The organism is Anoxybacillus eryuanensis, assembly GCF_051200995.1.
In the GTDB taxonomy this organism is placed as follows: domain Bacteria; phylum Bacillota; class Bacilli; order Bacillales; family Anoxybacillaceae; genus Anoxybacillus; species Anoxybacillus tengchongensis.
In genome coordinates this window covers 289,796-306,226 of the sequence record NZ_JBPODS010000003.1, presented here as the reverse complement: position 1 = coordinate 306,226, position 16,431 = coordinate 289,796, and the positions used below count along the sequence as shown (strand labels likewise).

General features: G+C 42.9%; 17 protein-coding genes, 1 tRNA gene and 1 other annotated feature. Of the genes, 17 read left to right on the top strand and 1 reads right to left on the bottom strand.

Translation table 11 applies throughout. The features are described from left to right. Position 1: 1 nt before the first annotated feature. Positions 2–433, bottom strand: a complete 432-nt coding sequence (locus HNQ84_RS06145) for a DUF2507 domain-containing protein (RefSeq protein WP_183241327.1) — start codon at positions 431–433, stop codon at positions 2–4. Positions 434–718: 285 nt separating this feature from the next. Between HNQ84_RS06145 and HNQ84_RS06140 the strand changes: the two genes are divergently transcribed. From HNQ84_RS06140 to leuB, 17 genes are all read left to right on the top strand, one after another. Beyond that, positions 719–1,327 carry a succinate dehydrogenase cytochrome b558 subunit gene (locus HNQ84_RS06140; RefSeq protein ID WP_183241325.1) on the top strand — a complete coding sequence of 203 codons (609 nt, stop codon included), beginning with the start codon at positions 719–721 and terminating at the stop codon, positions 1,325–1,327. A gap of 23 nt (positions 1,328–1,350) precedes the next feature. Next, the gene (sdhA, locus tag HNQ84_RS06135; RefSeq protein WP_004889163.1) at positions 1,351–3,111 is read left to right on the top strand and encodes a succinate dehydrogenase flavoprotein subunit; all 1,761 of its coding nucleotides are present in this window, start codon (positions 1,351–1,353) and stop codon (positions 3,109–3,111) included. Further along, on the top strand, positions 3,108–3,869 hold the full coding sequence (gene sdhB, locus HNQ84_RS06130; RefSeq protein ID WP_032100260.1) for a succinate dehydrogenase iron-sulfur subunit: 762 nt from the start codon (positions 3,108–3,110) through the stop codon (positions 3,867–3,869). The genes sdhA and sdhB overlap by 4 nt, the downstream gene beginning before the upstream one ends. Before the next feature lie 80 nt (positions 3,870–3,949). Further along, entirely contained in the window at positions 3,950–4,399 is a 450-nt protein-coding gene (locus HNQ84_RS06125; RefSeq protein ID WP_055440027.1) for an acyl-CoA thioesterase, read from the top strand. An 86-nt stretch (positions 4,400–4,485) separates the two neighbouring features. Then, the gene (locus tag HNQ84_RS06120) at positions 4,486–4,695 is read left to right on the top strand and encodes a helix-turn-helix domain-containing protein (protein ID WP_003396469.1); all 210 of its coding nucleotides are present in this window, start codon (positions 4,486–4,488) and stop codon (positions 4,693–4,695) included. Positions 4,696–4,804: 109 nt separating this feature from the next. Beyond that, positions 4,805–5,602, top strand: a complete 798-nt coding sequence (gene racE, locus HNQ84_RS06115; RefSeq protein ID WP_032100258.1) for a glutamate racemase — start codon at positions 4,805–4,807, stop codon at positions 5,600–5,602. 88 nt (positions 5,603–5,690) lie between these two features. Then, positions 5,691–6,737 carry a GerMN domain-containing protein gene (locus tag HNQ84_RS06110; protein ID WP_435621510.1) on the top strand — a complete coding sequence of 349 codons (1,047 nt, stop codon included), beginning with the start codon at positions 5,691–5,693 and terminating at the stop codon, positions 6,735–6,737. Between the two features lie 93 nt (positions 6,738–6,830). Continuing rightward, positions 6,831–7,598, top strand: coding sequence for a ribonuclease PH (gene rph / locus HNQ84_RS06105; protein WP_435621509.1), 768 nt, complete (start codon positions 6,831–6,833; stop codon positions 7,596–7,598). Further along, entirely contained in the window at positions 7,595–8,206 is a 612-nt protein-coding gene (locus tag HNQ84_RS06100; protein ID WP_435621508.1) for an XTP/dITP diphosphatase, read from the top strand. The genes rph and HNQ84_RS06100 overlap by 4 nt, the downstream gene beginning before the upstream one ends. Further along, positions 8,203–8,715, top strand: a complete 513-nt coding sequence (locus tag HNQ84_RS06095; RefSeq protein WP_435621507.1) for a metallophosphoesterase family protein — start codon at positions 8,203–8,205, stop codon at positions 8,713–8,715. Before HNQ84_RS06100 ends, HNQ84_RS06095 begins: the two co-directional genes overlap by 4 nt. Positions 8,716–8,795: 80 nt before the next feature. After that, a tRNA-Arg gene (locus HNQ84_RS06090) sits at positions 8,796–8,869 on the top strand. 377 nt (positions 8,870–9,246) lie between these two features. Continuing rightward, positions 9,247–10,149 carry a branched-chain-amino-acid transaminase gene (gene ilvE, locus HNQ84_RS06085; RefSeq protein ID WP_055440020.1) on the top strand — a complete coding sequence of 301 codons (903 nt, stop codon included), beginning with the start codon at positions 9,247–9,249 and terminating at the stop codon, positions 10,147–10,149. A 12-nt stretch (positions 10,150–10,161) separates the two neighbouring features. After that, positions 10,162–10,419: a binding site (T-box leader), on the top strand. A 66-nt stretch (positions 10,420–10,485) separates the two neighbouring features. After that, a complete protein-coding gene (gene ilvB, locus HNQ84_RS06080) occupies positions 10,486–12,204 on the top strand; it encodes an acetolactate synthase large subunit (protein WP_055440019.1) in 1,719 nt (572 codons plus the stop codon). Beyond that, positions 12,201–12,719: an acetolactate synthase small subunit gene (ilvN, locus tag HNQ84_RS06075; protein ID WP_435621539.1), complete on the top strand. Its 519-nt coding sequence runs from the start codon at positions 12,201–12,203 to the stop codon at positions 12,717–12,719. Before ilvB ends, ilvN begins: the two co-directional genes overlap by 4 nt. A gap of 17 nt (positions 12,720–12,736) precedes the next feature. After that, on the top strand, positions 12,737–13,762 hold the full coding sequence (ilvC, locus tag HNQ84_RS06070; RefSeq protein ID WP_055440018.1) for a ketol-acid reductoisomerase: 1,026 nt from the start codon (positions 12,737–12,739) through the stop codon (positions 13,760–13,762). Next, positions 13,749–15,293, top strand: a complete 1,545-nt coding sequence (locus tag HNQ84_RS06065) for a 2-isopropylmalate synthase (protein WP_435621506.1) — start codon at positions 13,749–13,751, stop codon at positions 15,291–15,293. The genes ilvC and HNQ84_RS06065 overlap by 14 nt, the downstream gene beginning before the upstream one ends. 18 nt (positions 15,294–15,311) lie before the next feature. Then, positions 15,312–16,421: a 3-isopropylmalate dehydrogenase gene (gene leuB / locus HNQ84_RS06060; RefSeq protein ID WP_055440016.1), complete on the top strand. Its 1,110-nt coding sequence runs from the start codon at positions 15,312–15,314 to the stop codon at positions 16,419–16,421. The last annotated feature ends 10 nt before the right edge of the window (positions 16,422–16,431 follow it).

The window sequence follows — 16,431 nt, the reverse complement described above, 5'->3', positions numbered from 1 at the left end:
GTCAGCTTTCATCTTTACGATCCCATTTGACAGTGAATAAAACGGTTTTGACGCGTCGTTTTTGCTGTTCAAACGCTTCCGTTACATATCCTTTTTGCTGTTCGAACTGTTGAGCAAGAAAACCCGCTTCAAGTTGAAACGTGCATTCTCCACCATAATCGAACCGCATGGCAACGAGCGGACCATCGAGTTGGAGCTCGCATTGATCTTTTTTCTCCTCAAGTAGTGATAAATTCCCCCAACCAGCTTGTTCGAAAAAAGTAATAACATCATCGATCGTAGCTAGCGGGTACTTTCTCGCTAACTCTTTTCCTGCCCAATATAAAATAAATGGAGTTTCTTTTCCAAATAAATTTGGTAGAAGTTCTTGCCGAAACAAAAAGTCGCTAAAAGCAGAAATATTCGTTTGTTTCCATTGTTCGTATCCGCTCACGATCAATTCCCCTCTCTATTTTTCATTATAGCGAACAACAATGTGAAAAACAGTATTGACTTTTCTCTTATTTCAGACTTCACTAGAAGTGTAGTTATTTTAAAATTTGAAATGATTGAACATTTCGTGAACACCTTTTCTTGACGCTCCTACATTCTGGGAGTACAATGAATGTGACAATGATCAATGGAAATGGAAGTGTTTACACCTCTGTTGATCATAGTCTAGTAGATGTGGATGGGAGCGCATAGAAAAGGAAGATGACAAATTTAAGGGGGGTTATGTATGGCACAAAATCGCGAGTTTTTTTATCGTCGACTCCACTCATTGCTCGGAGTCATTCCAGTCGGGCTGTTCTTAACACAGCATTTAGTAGTTAACCATTTTGCAACAAGAGGAGCAGAATCGTTCAACAGAGCGGCAGAGTTCATGGAGCAACTACCGTTTCGGTACTTTTTAGAAATTTTCGTTATTTTTCTTCCGCTATTGTTCCATGCCATCTACGGACTGTACATTGCATTTACAGCACAAAACAATGTAAGTCGCTACGGATATTTCCGTAACTGGATGTTTATGTTGCAACGCTTAACCGGGATTATTACGCTCATTTTTGTCGTCTGGCACGTATGGGAAACGCGCGTTCAGGCTGCGTTTGGTGCAGAAGTAAACTATGACATGATGGCGAACATTGTTGCGAACCCGTTTATGCTTGCATTTTATATTGTCGGAATCGTTTCTGCAGTATTTCATTTTGCGAACGGGTTATGGTCGTTTTTCGTTAGCTGGGGTATTACAGTGACTCCTCGTTCACAACAAATTTCTACATACGTGACAATGGGGATTTTTGTCGCGCTTTCGATCGTTGGTATACGCGCGATTTTAGCATTCGTTTAATCCACAAGAAGGAGTGAGGAGACATGAGTAAAGGAAAAATTATTGTCGTTGGTGGAGGTCTTGCCGGTTTAATGGCAACCATTAAAATCGCCGAAGCAGGTGTAAAAGTAGATTTATTTTCATTAGTTCCCGTGAAACGGTCTCACTCTGTTTGTGCACAAGGTGGCATTAACGGTGCGGTCAACACAAAAGGGGAGGGAGACTCTCCGTGGGAGCATTTCGATGATACAGTATATGGTGGGGACTTTTTAGCTGACCAACCTCCGGTAAAAGCAATGTGTGAAGCTGCCCCTGGCATTATTCATTTGCTTGATCGCATGGGCGTCATGTTCAACCGTACGCCCGAGGGCTTGCTTGACTTCCGTCGTTTTGGAGGAACACAACATCACCGTACAGCATATGCAGGAGCAACAACAGGACAACAGCTTCTTTATGCGCTTGATGAACAAGTGCGCCGTCATGAAGTGGCAGGTCTTGTAACAAAATATGAGGGATGGGAGTTTTTGGGTGCTGTTTTAGACGATGAGCAAGTATGTCGCGGTATTGTCGCGCAAAACTTGACAACGATGGAAATTAAAGCATTCCCTGCTGATGCAGTCATCATGGCAACAGGTGGTCCAGGAATCATTTTTGGTAAGTCAACAAACTCCATCATTAACACAGGTTCGGCAGCGTCGATCGTTTATCAACAAGGGGCATATTATGCAAATGGGGAATTTATTCAAATTCACCCGACAGCCATCCCGGGTGACGATAAGCTTCGCTTAATGAGCGAATCAGCTCGTGGAGAAGGTGGACGAGTTTGGACGTATAAAGATGGGAAACCTTGGTATTTCTTAGAGGAAAAATATCCAGCTTACGGAAATCTCGTTCCACGCGACATTGCAACGCGTGAAATTTTCCATGTTTGTGTAGACTTAAAACTCGGCATTAACGGCGAAAACATGGTTTATTTAGACTTGTCACATAAAGATCCGAAAGAGCTGGATATTAAGTTAGGCGGTATTATTGAAATTTATGAGAAATTCATGGGTGAAGACCCAAGAAAAGTGCCGATGAAGATCTTCCCAGCAGTTCACTACTCGATGGGTGGATTATGGGTGGACTACGATCAAATGACAAATATTAAAGGATTGTTTGCGGCGGGTGAGTGTGACTTCTCCATGCACGGTGCCAACCGTCTCGGTGCAAACTCGTTATTATCCGCCATTTATGGTGGAATGGTAGCAGGTCCAAAAGCAGTTGAATATATGAAAGGGCTCGAAAAATCAGCAGATGCCATGCCTTCTTCTTTATATGATCGCTATTTAAAACAAGAAGAAGAAAAATGGGCGCAAATTATGGCGATGGATGGCACAGAAAACGCATACGTTTTGCATAAAGAGCTTGGTGAATGGATGACTGATAACGTCACAGTCGTTCGTTATAACGATAAACTATTAAAAACAGATGAGAAAATTCAAGAATTACTCGAGCGTTATAAAAATATTAACATTAACGACACAGCGAAATGGAGCAACCAAGGTGCATCGTTTACACGCCAACTTTACAACATGTTGCAACTTGCTCGCGTCATTACGCTTGGTGCTTACAATCGTAACGAAAGCCGTGGAGCGCATTATAAACCAGAGTTTCCTGAGCGAAACGATGAAGAATGGTTAAAAACAACGATGGCAAGCTTTACTCCGGATGGTCCATCGTTCCATTATCGCGAAGTAGATACATCACTTATTAAACCGCGTAAACGTGACTACACGAAAAAGAAAGGGGAAGTGAAATCATGAGCGAAAATAAAACGATTCGGATTATCGTCACAAGACAAGACCGTCCGGATACGACCCCTTATGAAGAAGAGTTTGTCATTCCGTATCGTCCGAATATGAACATTATTTCGGCGCTCATGGAAATTCGGCGCAATCCGGTCAATGCAAAAGGGGAAAAAACGACGCCTGTTGCTTGGGAAATGAACTGTTTAGAAGAAGTGTGTGGTGCTTGTTCAATGGTAATTAACGGAAAGCCACGCCAATCGTGTACCGCACTGATCGATCAGCTTGAGCAACCGATTCGTTTAGAGCCGATGCGCACATTCCCGGTTATTCGTGACTTGCAAGTGGATCGTAGTCGCATGTTTGATTCGTTGAAAAAAGTAAAAGCATGGATTCCAATCGATGGAACGTACGATTTAGGTCCGGGACCGCGTATGCCAGAGCGCAAACGGCAATGGGCATATGAGTTATCAAAATGTATGACGTGCGGTGTATGTTTAGAAGCTTGTCCAAACGTCAATAGTAAGTCAAATTTTATCGGTCCAGCACCGCTTTCACAAGTACGTTTATTTAACGCACATCCAACAGGGGCGATGCATAAAGCGGAGCGCCTTGAAGCGATTATGGGTGACGGTGGATTAGCGAACTGCGGAAATTCACAAAACTGTGTGCAATCTTGTCCGAAAGGCATTCCGCTTACAACATCGATTGCGGCATTGAATCGTGCAGCAACTATTCAAATGTTTCGCAATTTCTTCGGTAGCGATGAAGTGTAACAACAAGGTCGACTCTTCAGGAGTCGGCCTTACGTTTCATATATGATAATAAGTCGCTTTTATAGAGGGGGAGAAGGAAAGTGAAAATATCGTATATTAATGACATAAAAGAATGGGAACAACGTTTTTCTTTTTTTCATCCGGTGCGTGTCCGCTTTTCAGAAACGGATATGTTTGGCCATTTAAACAATACGGTACCTTTTGTATATTTTGAAGAAGCGCGCATCGCATTTTTTGAACATCTCGGCTTTATGAACGACTGGTTAGGAAAAGAACATGATGCGATTCCGGTCGTTGCGAATTTACAATGCGACTTTTTACAACAAGTGTATTTTGGTGAACAGCTGCAAATCGGTGTCAAAGTGGCACACATCGGCAACTCTTCTGTTGATTTACATTATGTTGGAAAAAAGCAAAATGGTGCAATTGCGTTTACAGGGCGTGGAACGATGGTCCAAATGTCAAAAACGACAGGAAAAGGAGTGGCATGGGACGAAGAAGCGCGAGCGCGATTGATAGAAAACATGTAACCGTTAACGCCCTTCTTGCATACGATATGATGACTAAATATATACCCATCCGTTTCGGTCTGGTAAAAGCAAGGAGGGTTATTCACTTGAATCAGAAGCCGCTGCTCACAAAAAGAGAACGAGAAGTATTCGAACTGTTGCTACAAGACAAAACAACGAAAGAGATTGCTAGTGAACTATTCATTAGCGAAAAAACAGTTCGCAACCACATTTCGAATGCGATGCAAAAGCTTGGAGTAAAGGGGCGCTCACAAGCTGTCGTTGAATTGCTTCGAATGGGGGAACTTGAACTATAGAGAGAACCGGCTCGCCTTTTCGTTTTAGGCAGCCGGTTTTCTATTGATTTGATGTGTGTTATAATGAAAAATGTTTTGTCATACATCAACAAAGAATGAGGCGAATACATTGGAAAGACCAATTGGAGTAATTGATTCAGGTGTTGGTGGATTAACGGTTGCAAGGGAAATTATGCGCCAGCTACCAAAAGAACAAATTGTGTACTTAGGAGATACGGCACGCTGTCCGTACGGGCCGAGACCGCGAGAAGAAATTCGACAGTTTACGTGGGAAATGACGAACTATTTGCTCGGTTATGATATGAAAATGCTTGTCATTGCATGTAACACCGCCACAGCTGTCGCTTTAGAAGAAATTCGCGATACGCTCAACATCCCTGTGATTGGTGTCGTCCATCCGGGTGCACGCACGGCGTTAAAAATTACAAAAAACTATCATATCGGTGTCATCGGCACGATCGGAACGGTAAAAAGTGGGGCATACGAGCAAGCATTGAAATCCATTAATAGCGACGTGATCGTGGAAAGTTTAGCTTGCCCAAAGTTCGTCCCTTTAGTTGAAAGTGGACAATTTGAAGGGGAAGAAGCAAAACAAATTGTTGCTGAGTCCCTTGAACCATTAAAAGACCGACCGATTGATACGCTTATTTTAGGATGTACGCATTATCCGCTCTTAAGTCCATTGATTCAACAATACATGGGAGAGCATGTCAAACTCATTTGCTCTGGTGATGAAACAGCACGCGAAGTGAGTACGATTTTACATCATAGCGGTTTGCTTTATACGGGGAATAAACGCCGCGAGCATATATTTTTTACTACTGGACCGAAAGAAACGTTTCAACAAATTGCGTCCAAATGGTTCGGTCATCCGATTGAACATGTCGAAACGATTCAATTATCTTAATCCTTCGCATTAGCCGAAGGATTTTTTGTTCTATTTTTTTGGACGGCTCGTATACATAGTAGTACAAACCGTATGAGGAGGGGAGTCCATGCGTCGCGTATGGGTTATTGCCACAATGTTTATATTTATTCTTTCAGGATGTGGGCTGTTCGGAGGTGAAAAAGCAACGAAAGAAATTGACCCACCAAAAGATGTAACGTATGTAGAAGATGAGCAAGCGTTGCAAGAAAAAGAAGCAGCGGAAAAAGAAAAAGCGACAGAAACGGTGCAACGCGAACTGTATTTAATTGATAAAAACGGCTTCGTCGTTCCACAAACGTTTGCCTTACCAAAGACAAACGCAGCGGCCAAACAAGTACTTGAATATTTAGTGGAAAACGGCCCGATTTCAGAGTTGCTCCCGAACGGATTTCGTGCTGTGCTTCCGGCAGATACGCAAGTATTGAGCGTCAATTTAAAACAAGACGGCACACTTGTCATCGATTTTTCAAAGGAGTTTGCGAACTATCGCCCAGAAGATGAAAAACGTATTTTACAGGCAATCACATGGACAGTGACGCAATTTGATAATGTAAAGCGAGTGAAAATTCGTATGAACGGCCATGATCAAAGCGTTATGCCGGTCAATGGAACGCCAATTAGCGAAGAACTAAGCAGAGATGACGGAATTAACATTGAAACGAACGGTGTGGTCGATATTACGAATACGCATCCTGTTATCGTCTACTTTTTAGCACAAGACGGAAAACAAACGTATTATGTGCCGGTAACAAGACGCGTGCCGAATAGCGAGCAAGATGAGTTAGCTGCAGTTGTGAAGGAACTTATTAAAGGACCAAGTTACGGCTCCGGGTTGTTAAGCGATTTTCAAGCAGATGCGAAATTGTTAGAAGCGCCAAAATATGAAGATGGAAAAGTGACGTTGAATTTTAATGAAGCGATTTATGGTAGCGTGGAGAAAAATGTCGTGTCTACGCATGTGCTCAATTGTTTAGTTTTGTCTTTAACAGAACAGCCAGGGGTAGAGAGCGTCGCCATTACAGTCAACGGAAAAGCAGAATTGGTCGATGAAAGTGGAAAACCGTTATCAGAACCTGTCACCAGACCGCAAAATGTGAACACAGGTAGTTTTTGAAACCAATTTTTTGCTATACTATATAAAGATTCATCGTCGAGAGGCAGTGCTCCTGCCTCTTATTTCGTGAACATATATTGAGGAGGATTTTGTGTGAGAGTAGATGGTAGAACAAATGACGAACTTCGTCCTGTACATATTGAGCCGAACTATTTAAAACATCCGGAGGGGTCTGTACTTATTTCGATTGGCGATACGAAAGTTATTTGTACAGCAAGCATCGAAGACAAAGTTCCACCGTTTATGCGTGGAGGTGGAAAAGGGTGGATTACCGCAGAATATGCGATGATTCCTCGTGCGACAGAGCAACGAAATATTCGCGAAGCAAGTAAAGGGAAGTTGTCAGGACGAACGATGGAAATTCAACGATTAATTGGTCGTGTACTCCGTTCTGTTGTTGATTTACAAAAATTAGGGGAAAAAACAATTTGGATTGATTGCGATGTGATTCAAGCGGATGGTGGAACGCGTACAGCATCAATTACAGGAGCGTTTGTTGCCATGGCATTGGCGCTCGGAAAAATGGTTGAAGAAAAGAAATTGTCGGCACTTCCGATTACAGATTTTTTAGCTGCTACATCTGTCGGAATCGATGAAGATCATGGCATTATTTTAGATTTAAATTACGTTGAAGATTCAAAAGCACATGTCGATATGAATATTGTCATGACAGGATCGGGGCGCTTTGTTGAAATTCAAGGAACAGGGGAAGAAGCGACGTTCTCTTATGAGCAATTGCTCGATTTATTAACGGTTGCTGAAAAAGGCATTCATGAGCTTATTATCCTTCAAAAAGAAGCGCTTGGCCCGATCGCTGAACAGATTATGCAACATCGTTCGGAAGGGGAGAAGACGAAGTGAAGCGAATGATTATTGCCACAAAAAACAAAGGGAAGGTAGCGGAGTTTCAGCAGCTCTTTGCAAAAAAAGGAATCGAAGTTCTCTCTCTTCTTGACTATAACGACATACCAGATGTTGAAGAAACGGGAACAACGTTTGCAGAAAATGCTATACTAAAAGCAACGACGATCGCCAATATGCTTCATGAAACAGTGATTGCAGATGATTCTGGATTAATCGTTGATGCGTTAGACGGCGAGCCGGGCGTATACTCGGCTCGCTACGCCGGCGAGGGAAAAAACGATCAAGCAAACATTGAAAAAGTGCTTGTAAAGTTGCAAGGTGTACCTTTTGAACAACGGACAGCCCGTTTTCATTGCACGCTCGCTGTTGCCAAACCAAACGGAGATGTGATAACAGTAGATGGTGTATGTGAAGGATATATAACAGAAGAACCGATAGGGGAAAATGGTTTCGGGTACGATCCGATTTTTTTTGTTCCTGAAAAACAACGAACAATGGCCCAACTAACAAAAGAAGAGAAAAATGAAATCAGCCATCGGGCAAAGGCATTACAACATCTTTTACATATATGGGACAAGCTGTTTGAAAAGGGGAATGAGTCGTGAACGTATTAATTTTAAGCGATAGCCACGGATTGACAAACGAATTACAAACGATCGTCTCACGCCATAAACAACATGTCGATGCAATGATTCATTGTGGTGACTCCGAGTTAACAAGCGACCATGCAGCTTTGCAAGGCATGCTTGTTGTGCGAGGAAACTGTGACTACGAGCGTCGTTTCCCAACTGATCTTGTTGAAGAAATCAAAGGCGTTCGCTTTTTCGTTACACACGGTCATTTATATAACGTCAAAATGACGCTTATGAACGTATATTATAAAGCGAAAGAAGTCGGAGCTGGCATCGTCTGCTTCGGTCACTCACATATTGCAGGATGTGAACAAATCGATGACGTCCTTTTCATCAACCCGGGGAGCATTTATTTGCCGCGCATGCGCCGTGAAAAAACATACGCCATGCTCCACATAGATGAAAAAAATACAACCGTACATTTTTACAATACCGACGGCCAACTGCTTCATGATTTAACAACGACATACACAACACAATAGGGGCAAGAAAATTCTAATGCCCCTATTGACTTTTTTTATAAACATCATTACAATAACAATTGTCCAAACCACGATAATATGTCCCAGTAGCTCAGCTGGATAGAGCAACGGCCTTCTAAGCCGTCGGTCGGGAGTTCGAATCTCTCCTGGGACGCTAAAGATCCCCTTGCTTGGGCAAGGGGATTTTTATTTTGCTTACTCGATATTGCTCAGCTGGATAGAGCACGTCTGATTTCGCTTCATCGAATAAACATCAGCGTATACACACGCTAACAAACCTCTTGCATAAGCAAGGGGATTTTCTTTGGTCAAAAAATGTTCAAAAATTTTTACATCTTTTCTTTTCCTTGATATATCAATTATGTAAGCGGATACATAACATTTAAACTAATCTAAATAATCAAAAAATTCAATGAAATAGTATTGACTGTTTTGGTAAATGGGCGTATGATAATTTTCAAATAAATCTAACAAAAGTCGCAATCAACAGAAGAAGCAAGAGACGGCGAACAGGGGAAGAGGGGAAAAACATTGAGTGAACAGTGGATTTTTCTAAACGATGAATTTGTTACAAAAGAAAATGCAAAAATCTCTGTATATGATCACGGTTTTCTTTATGGGGATGGAGTGTTTGAAGGCATTCGCGTGTATAGCGGCAACGTGTTTCGCATGAAAGAGCATATTGATCGTTTATACAATTCAGCGAAATCGATTTTATTAAACATTCCGTACACAAAAGAAGAATTAACAAATATTATCGTTCAAACGGTGCAAAAAAACGGCTTTGAGGATGCATACATTCGCGTCGTTGTGTCACGAGGGGTTGGCGATCTTGGGCTCGATCCATACAAATGCCCAAAGCCACAAGTTGTTGTTATTGTTGAACCGTTAGCAATCTTCCCAAAACATTTGTATGAAACGGGCATCGAAGTGATTACCGTAGCAACAAGACGAAACCGTCCAGATGTATTAAGCCCGAAAGTAAAATCATTAAACTACTTAAACAACGTATTAGTGCGAATTGAGGCGCATTTAGCAAACGTCAGCGAAGCGCTTATGCTCAACGACCAAGGTTATGTCGCTGAGGGATCAGCAGATAACGTATTTATCGTCAAAAATGGCGTGTTATATACACCACCAGGATATGTCGGGGCTCTTGAAGGTATTACGCGCGATGCGATCATCGACATCGCCAAAGACCTCGGCTATGTCGTCAAAGAAGAGCCGTTTACTCGTCACGATGTGTACACAGCAGATGAAGTGTTTTTAACAGGAACTGCAGCAGAAGTCATTGCCGTCGTCAAAGTCGATGGTCGAGTGATCGGTGACGGTGTGCCTGGTGAACATACGAAACGATTGTTAGAACAGTTTCGCAAACGAGTTGTTTCTGAAGGCGTAAAAGTATATGCTACACAAAATGTTAATGCTGGATAACAAACGAATAAAGAAAAAGCGTTGAAGAGGATAAGTAGCGAACGGGTTAGACATCTACAGAGAGCCGGGGTAGCTGGGAGCCGGTGATGTCTCCGTTCGTGAACTCCCCTCGGAGTGCCGTCCTGAACGATACAATCCAGTAGGGACGGACGGGTGCACGTCACTCGTTATTAAAACGAGCGTTGCGACGATAGTTGCACGCTCCTGAGGTGGCTTTGCCACGAAGAAGGGTGGTACCGCGGGAAGGATGCAAGCCTTTTCGCCCCTTTGGTCCACATGGACCGATGGAGGGGTGAGAAGGCTTTTCTTATTTCACATTTTTTTAGGGGTGAAAAAATGGCAGCGAATATGAAAGTGAAAGAAAGAGTGGCAAAAAAGCAAACGTTATGTGGAGCACTTATGTTGATTGAAGCGCTCAAAGCAGAAAACGTGAAAGTGATTTTCGGTTATCCAGGAGGGGCTGTATTACCGATTTACGACAAGCTGTATGAGTCAGGTGTGTTTCACGTGCTCACACGTCATGAACAAGGTGCCATTCATGCAGCGGAAGGATATGCGCGCATTTCTGGAAAACCTGGTGTTGTCATTGCTACATCAGGACCAGGGGCGACAAATATCGTGACAGGTTTAACGGACGCGATGATGGATTCTATTCCGCTCGTCGTTTTTACAGGGCAAGTAGCATCAAATGTCATCGGTTCGGATGCCTTTCAAGAGGCTGATGTATTAGGAATTACGATGCCAATTACGAAGCATAGTTACCAAGTACGCGATGTACATGAGCTGCCAAAAATCATTAAAGAAGCGTTTCATATTGCAACGACTGGACGTCCAGGTCCTGTATTAATCGACATCCCAAAAGATATGTCTGTCGCAGAAGCGGAGTTTGATTATGAACAGGAAGTCCAGTTACCAGGTTATCAGCCCACAACCAGACCGAATCATTTACAAATTCGCAAGCTTGTCGAGGCAGTTAGCCAAGCGAAACGGCCGGTCATTCTAGCTGGAGCAGGTGTTCTTCATGCGAATGCTCATGAACAGTTGAAACAATATGCTGAACAACAACATATTCCGGTGATCCATACACTCTTGGGACTTGGCGGATTTCCTGCCGATCATCCGCTATTTCTTGGAATGGCAGGAATGCATGGAACGTACACTGCAAACATGGCGTTGTACGAATGTGATTTACTCATTAATATTGGTGCACGATTCGATGATCGGGTGACTGGAAATTTGGCTCACTTTGCACCAAAAGCGACAGTGGCTCATATCGACATTGATCCAGCAGAAATCGGAAAAAATGTACCGACAAAAATTCCGATCGTTGGTGATGCGAAAGAAGCGCTTATTCAGTTAATTGAACAAAACGGAAAGCGACCAGATGTATCAGAGTGGCTTAACAAGCTAAATGAATGGAAAAGAGAATATCCGCTTATGTATAAACGAGAACCGGGCGTACTAAAACCACAGCGACTCATTGAAATGATTCATGAATATACAAATGGTGAGGCGGTTGTCACGACAGATGTGGGTCAACATCAAATGTGGGTTGCTCAATATTATAAATTTAAACATCCGCATCGTTGGGTCACATCAGGTGGACTAGGGACGATGGGATTTGGGTTGCCAGCGGCAATCGGAGCGCAATTGGCACAACCAGAAGCAACGGTCATATCGATCGTTGGCGACGGAGGATTCCAAATGACTTTGCAAGAGCTATCTGTTATTCAAGAGTTAAATTTGCCGATTAAAATCGTCATCGTCAACAATCAAGCGCTCGGTATGGTTCGTCAATGGCAAGAAATTTTTTACGAAAAACGATATTCTCATTCACTCATTCCGAATCAACCCGATTTTGTCCGTTTAGCGGAAGCATACGGCATCAAAGCGATGCGGGCGACGACGGAGGAAGAAGCGGAATACGTACTGAAAGAAGCGCTTGCGACGAACGCACCGGTTTTACTCGATTTTCACGTTCATCCAGGTGAAAACGTATATCCGATGGTTGCGCCAGGAAAAGGATTACATGAGATGGTGGGGGTGAAATGGTGAAGCGCATTATTACAATGACGGTCAATAACCGTCCGGGCGTATTAAACCGTATTACAGGTTTATTTACAAAACGGCATTACAACATTGAAAGCATCACAGTTGGTCATACCGAATCGGAAGGCATTTCACGCATGACGTTTGTCGTCAATGTAGATGATGAACGCATTGCCGAACAAATTACAAAACAGCTAAACAAACAAATTGACGTATTAAAAGTTGTCGATATTACCGATCAAGCAATTATTGTTCGAGAGCTGGCCTTAATTAAAGTGGCGGTCACGCCGGCAACGCGCGGGGAAATTTATACGCTTATTGAACCGTTTCGTGCCGCAATTGTCGATGTAGCACGCGATAGTCTCGTCGTTCAAGTGACCGGTGAGCCAGAAAAAATTGATGCGCTCATTGACTTATTAAAGCCATACGGATTAAAGGAAGTTGCAAGAACAGGAACAACGGCGTTTCCGCGCGGCTTACAACGCGCATCATCAACAAATAAATCACTATTTATTATTTAAAAGGAGAGGATTTTATTATGGTAAAAGTATATTACAATGGCGATGCAAACGAAGCTTACATTCAAGAGAAAAAAGTAGCAATTATCGGATATGGTTCTCAAGGTCATGCCCATGCACAAAATTTACGCGATAGTGGTGTTGATGTCATCATTGGATTGCGTAAAGGAAAGTCATGGGAAAAAGCAGAGCAAGATGGATTTGTCGTCTTACCGGTTAGTGAAGCAACAAAGCAAGCCGACATTGTGATGATTTTACTTCCAGATGAACATCAACCGAAAGTATATAAAGAAGAAATCGCACCAAACTTACAGCCTGGGAACGCGCTCGTGTTTGCGCACGGATTTAATATTCACTTCAATCAAATCGTTCCGCCAAGCGACGTTGACGTCTTTTTAGTTGCACCAAAGGGTCCTGGTCATTTAGTACGTCGCACATATACAGAAGGAGCTGGTGTGCCGGCGTTAATTGCCATTTATCAAGATGTGACTGGTGAAGCGAAAGAAACGGCGCTGGCGTATGCGAAAGCGATTGGTTCTGCTCGAGCAGGTGTTATTGAAACGACGTTTAAAGAAGAAACAGAAACGGATTTATTTGGTGAACAAGCGGTTCTTTGCGGTGGATTAACTGCTCTTGTTAAAGCAGGATTTGAAACGCTCGTTGAAGCGGGATATCAACCAGAAATTGCATATTTTGAATGTTTACATGAGCTAAAGCTGATCGTTGATTTAATGTACGAAGGCGGTTTAGCAGGTATGCGTTATTCCATTTCTGATACAGCACAATGGGGCGACTTTGTGACAGGGCCACGCATTATTAACGACGCAGTAAAAGCGGAAATGAAAAAAGTGCTTGAAGATATTCAAACAGGCAAGTTTGCGAAAGGTTGGATTTTAGAAAACCAAGCGAATCGTCCAGAGTTTAACGCGATCAACCGTCGAGAAAACGAGCATTTAATTGAAATTGTTGGTCGCGAATTACGAAAAATGATGCCGTTTGTCAACGCTAAACAGAAAGATGTGGTGACAGTCGGTGCGAAAAATTAACATTTTTGATACGACGTTGCGTGATGGCGAGCAGTCTGCGGGCGTCAACTTAAACTTGCATGAAAAGCTAGAAATCGCTCGGCAGTTAGAACGCCTCGGTGTTGATATCATCGAGGCGGGATTTCCTGCCGCATCCAAAGGTGATTTTCAAGCCGTTCAAGCGATCGCGCAAACGGTTCGCAATTGTTCGGTTACAGGTCTTTCTCGCTCTGTTCAGTCGGACATTGATGCGGCGTGGGAGGCGCTAAAAGATGGGGCGGAACCACGATTACACGTATTTATCGCAACGTCACCTATTCATATGCAATATAAATTGCGGATGACACCGGAACAAGTTATTGAAACAGCTGTTGAGTCTGTTCGTTATGCAAAAAAATATTTCCCGATTGTACAATGGTCAGCAGAAGATGCATGTCGAAGCGATCTTCCGTTTCTTGCAACGATTATTGAGAAAGTCATTGAAGCGGGAGCGAACGTCATTAACATTCCAGATACAGTAGGTTATATTACTCCAAAACAATATGGTGACATATTCTCTTTTTTAAAGAAAAATGTTCGGAATATTGAAAAAATTAGTCTATCTGCCCATTGTCACGATGATTTAGGTATGGCCGTCGCGAATTCGCTTGCTGCTATTGAAGCAGGAGCGACGCAAATTGAAGGAACGATTAATGGCATTGGCGAACGGGCTGGAAACGCAGCAATTGAAGAAGTGGCGGTGGCGCTTTATATTCGAAAAGATTACTACCAAGCAGAGACGCGCTTGAATTTACAAGAAATTAAACGAACGAGCAATTTAGTAAGCAAATTAACAGGGATGATTGTGCCGCCAAATAAGGCGATCGTCGGCAAAAACGCTTTTGCTCATGAATCGGGCATTCACCAAGATGGTGTGTTAAAGGAAAAAACAACGTACGAAATTATATCTCCGCAACTTGTTGGGGTGCAATCAAATTCGATGGTGCTCGGAAAACATTCGGGACGCCATGCGTTTCGCACGCGCATTCAAGAGCTTGGCTACTTATTGACGGAGGAAGAAGTGAATCGTTTATTTGTTCGTTTTAAAGATTTAGCAGATAAAAAGAAAGATATTACGGATGATGATTTAATTGCACTCATTTTAGATGAAAAACTAGATACGTATAAAAACTTTTATCAATTATGTTCGATTCAAGTGCAATACGGAACAAATCAAATTCCAACAGCCGTTGTTGTATTAAAAGATGGGGAAGGAAACGACGTTCAAGAAGCGGCGACAGGGGCTGGTAGTGTCGAGGCGCTATATAATGCTTTAGAAAAAGCGTTGCAATTACCGGTGACGTTGCTTGATTATCGCATTGAATCTGTCGGAAGCGGACGGGATGCGTTAGCGCAAGTATATGTGAAAGTATCGCTCGACGGAAAAGAAGCAAGCGGTCGGGGAACGGCGCAAGATGTGCTAGAAGCATCAGCAAAAGCATATATTCATGCAGTCAATCGCATGTTTGTCATCGAAAAAATGAGAGAAGAACAAGCGCTCGCTGCGCAATAACAAAGGGGGATGTTTTTTATGTATCGTATCGCTGTGTTACCTGGGGATGGCATTGGAAAAGAAGTGACAAAAGGAGCGGTAAATATTTTACAGGCGATTGGTGATCGTTTCGGACATACGTTTCATTTTTCATACGGATTGATTGGCGGAGAAGCGATTGACCGTGAAGGAACACCGCTTCCAGAACAAACGCTTCATTTATGCAAACAAAGCGATGCGGTATTGCTTGGTGCAGTTGGGGGACCGAAATGGGATAATAATCCACCTCACGTTCGGCCAGAAAAAGGGCTATTGCAAATTCGGAAAGAAATGAATTTGTTTGCCAATATTCGTCCTGTTACGTTTTATGAGAGTCTAGCCGCTTCTTCTCCGCTTAAACCACATGTTATTGAAGGAGCAGACTTTGTCATCGTACGTGAGTTAACCGGAGGCTTGTATTTTGGGAAACCGAGTGGGCGACGCATAGAAAAAGGCGAAGAAGCTGTTGTTGATACGTTGTTTTATAAACGAGCAGAAATCGAGCGGATCATTACGTTTGCTTTTACACTTGCACAAAAGCGGAAGAAAAAAGTAACTTCTGTTGATAAAGCAAATGTGTTAGAGTCAAGTCGGATGTGGCGGGAAGTAGCTGAGCAAGTGGCTAAACGTTTTCCAGACGTTCAACTTGAACATATGCTTGTCGATAATGCTGCGATGCAACTCGTCCGCTCGCCAAAACAGTTTGACGTCATTGTCACAGAAAACATGTTTGGTGATATTTTAAGCGATGAAGCATCGATGTTAACCGGTTCGCTTGGCATGCTTCCATCGGCAAGCTTATCTGTTGACGGACCTGCATTATATGAACCAATTCATGGCTCTGCACCAGACATTGCAGGACAAAACAAAGCGAATCCGCTCGCAACGATTTTATCAGCAGCGATGATGCTTCGTTTATCATTTGGACTTACAGAAGAGGCGGATATCGTTGAACGAGCAGTCAAGCAAGTGTTAGATGCTGGGTATCGCACAGCTGACATCGCTAAACATGGCGATTGTGTATTATCAACGACAGAAATGGTCGAAAAAGTAAAAGATGCGATTTTAGATGATGTAGCGATTGAACGCATTATGCAAGTGTATGTGTAGGAGGGATGAT

Excerpts from the sequence above, each read along its gene's own strand:
- HNQ84_RS06140 (WP_183241325.1), top strand. The coding sequence starts at position 719 with ATGGCACAAAATCGCGAGTTTTTTTATCGTCGACTCCACTCATTGCTC.
- leuB (WP_055440016.1), top strand. The coding sequence starts at position 15,312 with ATGTATCGTATCGCTGTGTTACCTGGGGATGGCATTGGAAAAGAAGTG.
- sdhB (WP_032100260.1), top strand. The coding sequence starts at position 3,108 with ATGAGCGAAAATAAAACGATTCGGATTATCGTCACAAGACAAGACCGT.
- ilvC (WP_055440018.1), top strand. The coding sequence starts at position 12,737 with ATGGTAAAAGTATATTACAATGGCGATGCAAACGAAGCTTACATTCAA.
- HNQ84_RS06110 (WP_435621510.1), top strand. The coding sequence starts at position 5,691 with ATGCGTCGCGTATGGGTTATTGCCACAATGTTTATATTTATTCTTTCA.
- sdhA (WP_004889163.1), top strand. The coding sequence starts at position 1,351 with ATGAGTAAAGGAAAAATTATTGTCGTTGGTGGAGGTCTTGCCGGTTTA.
- ilvB (WP_055440019.1), top strand. The coding sequence starts at position 10,486 with ATGGCAGCGAATATGAAAGTGAAAGAAAGAGTGGCAAAAAAGCAAACG.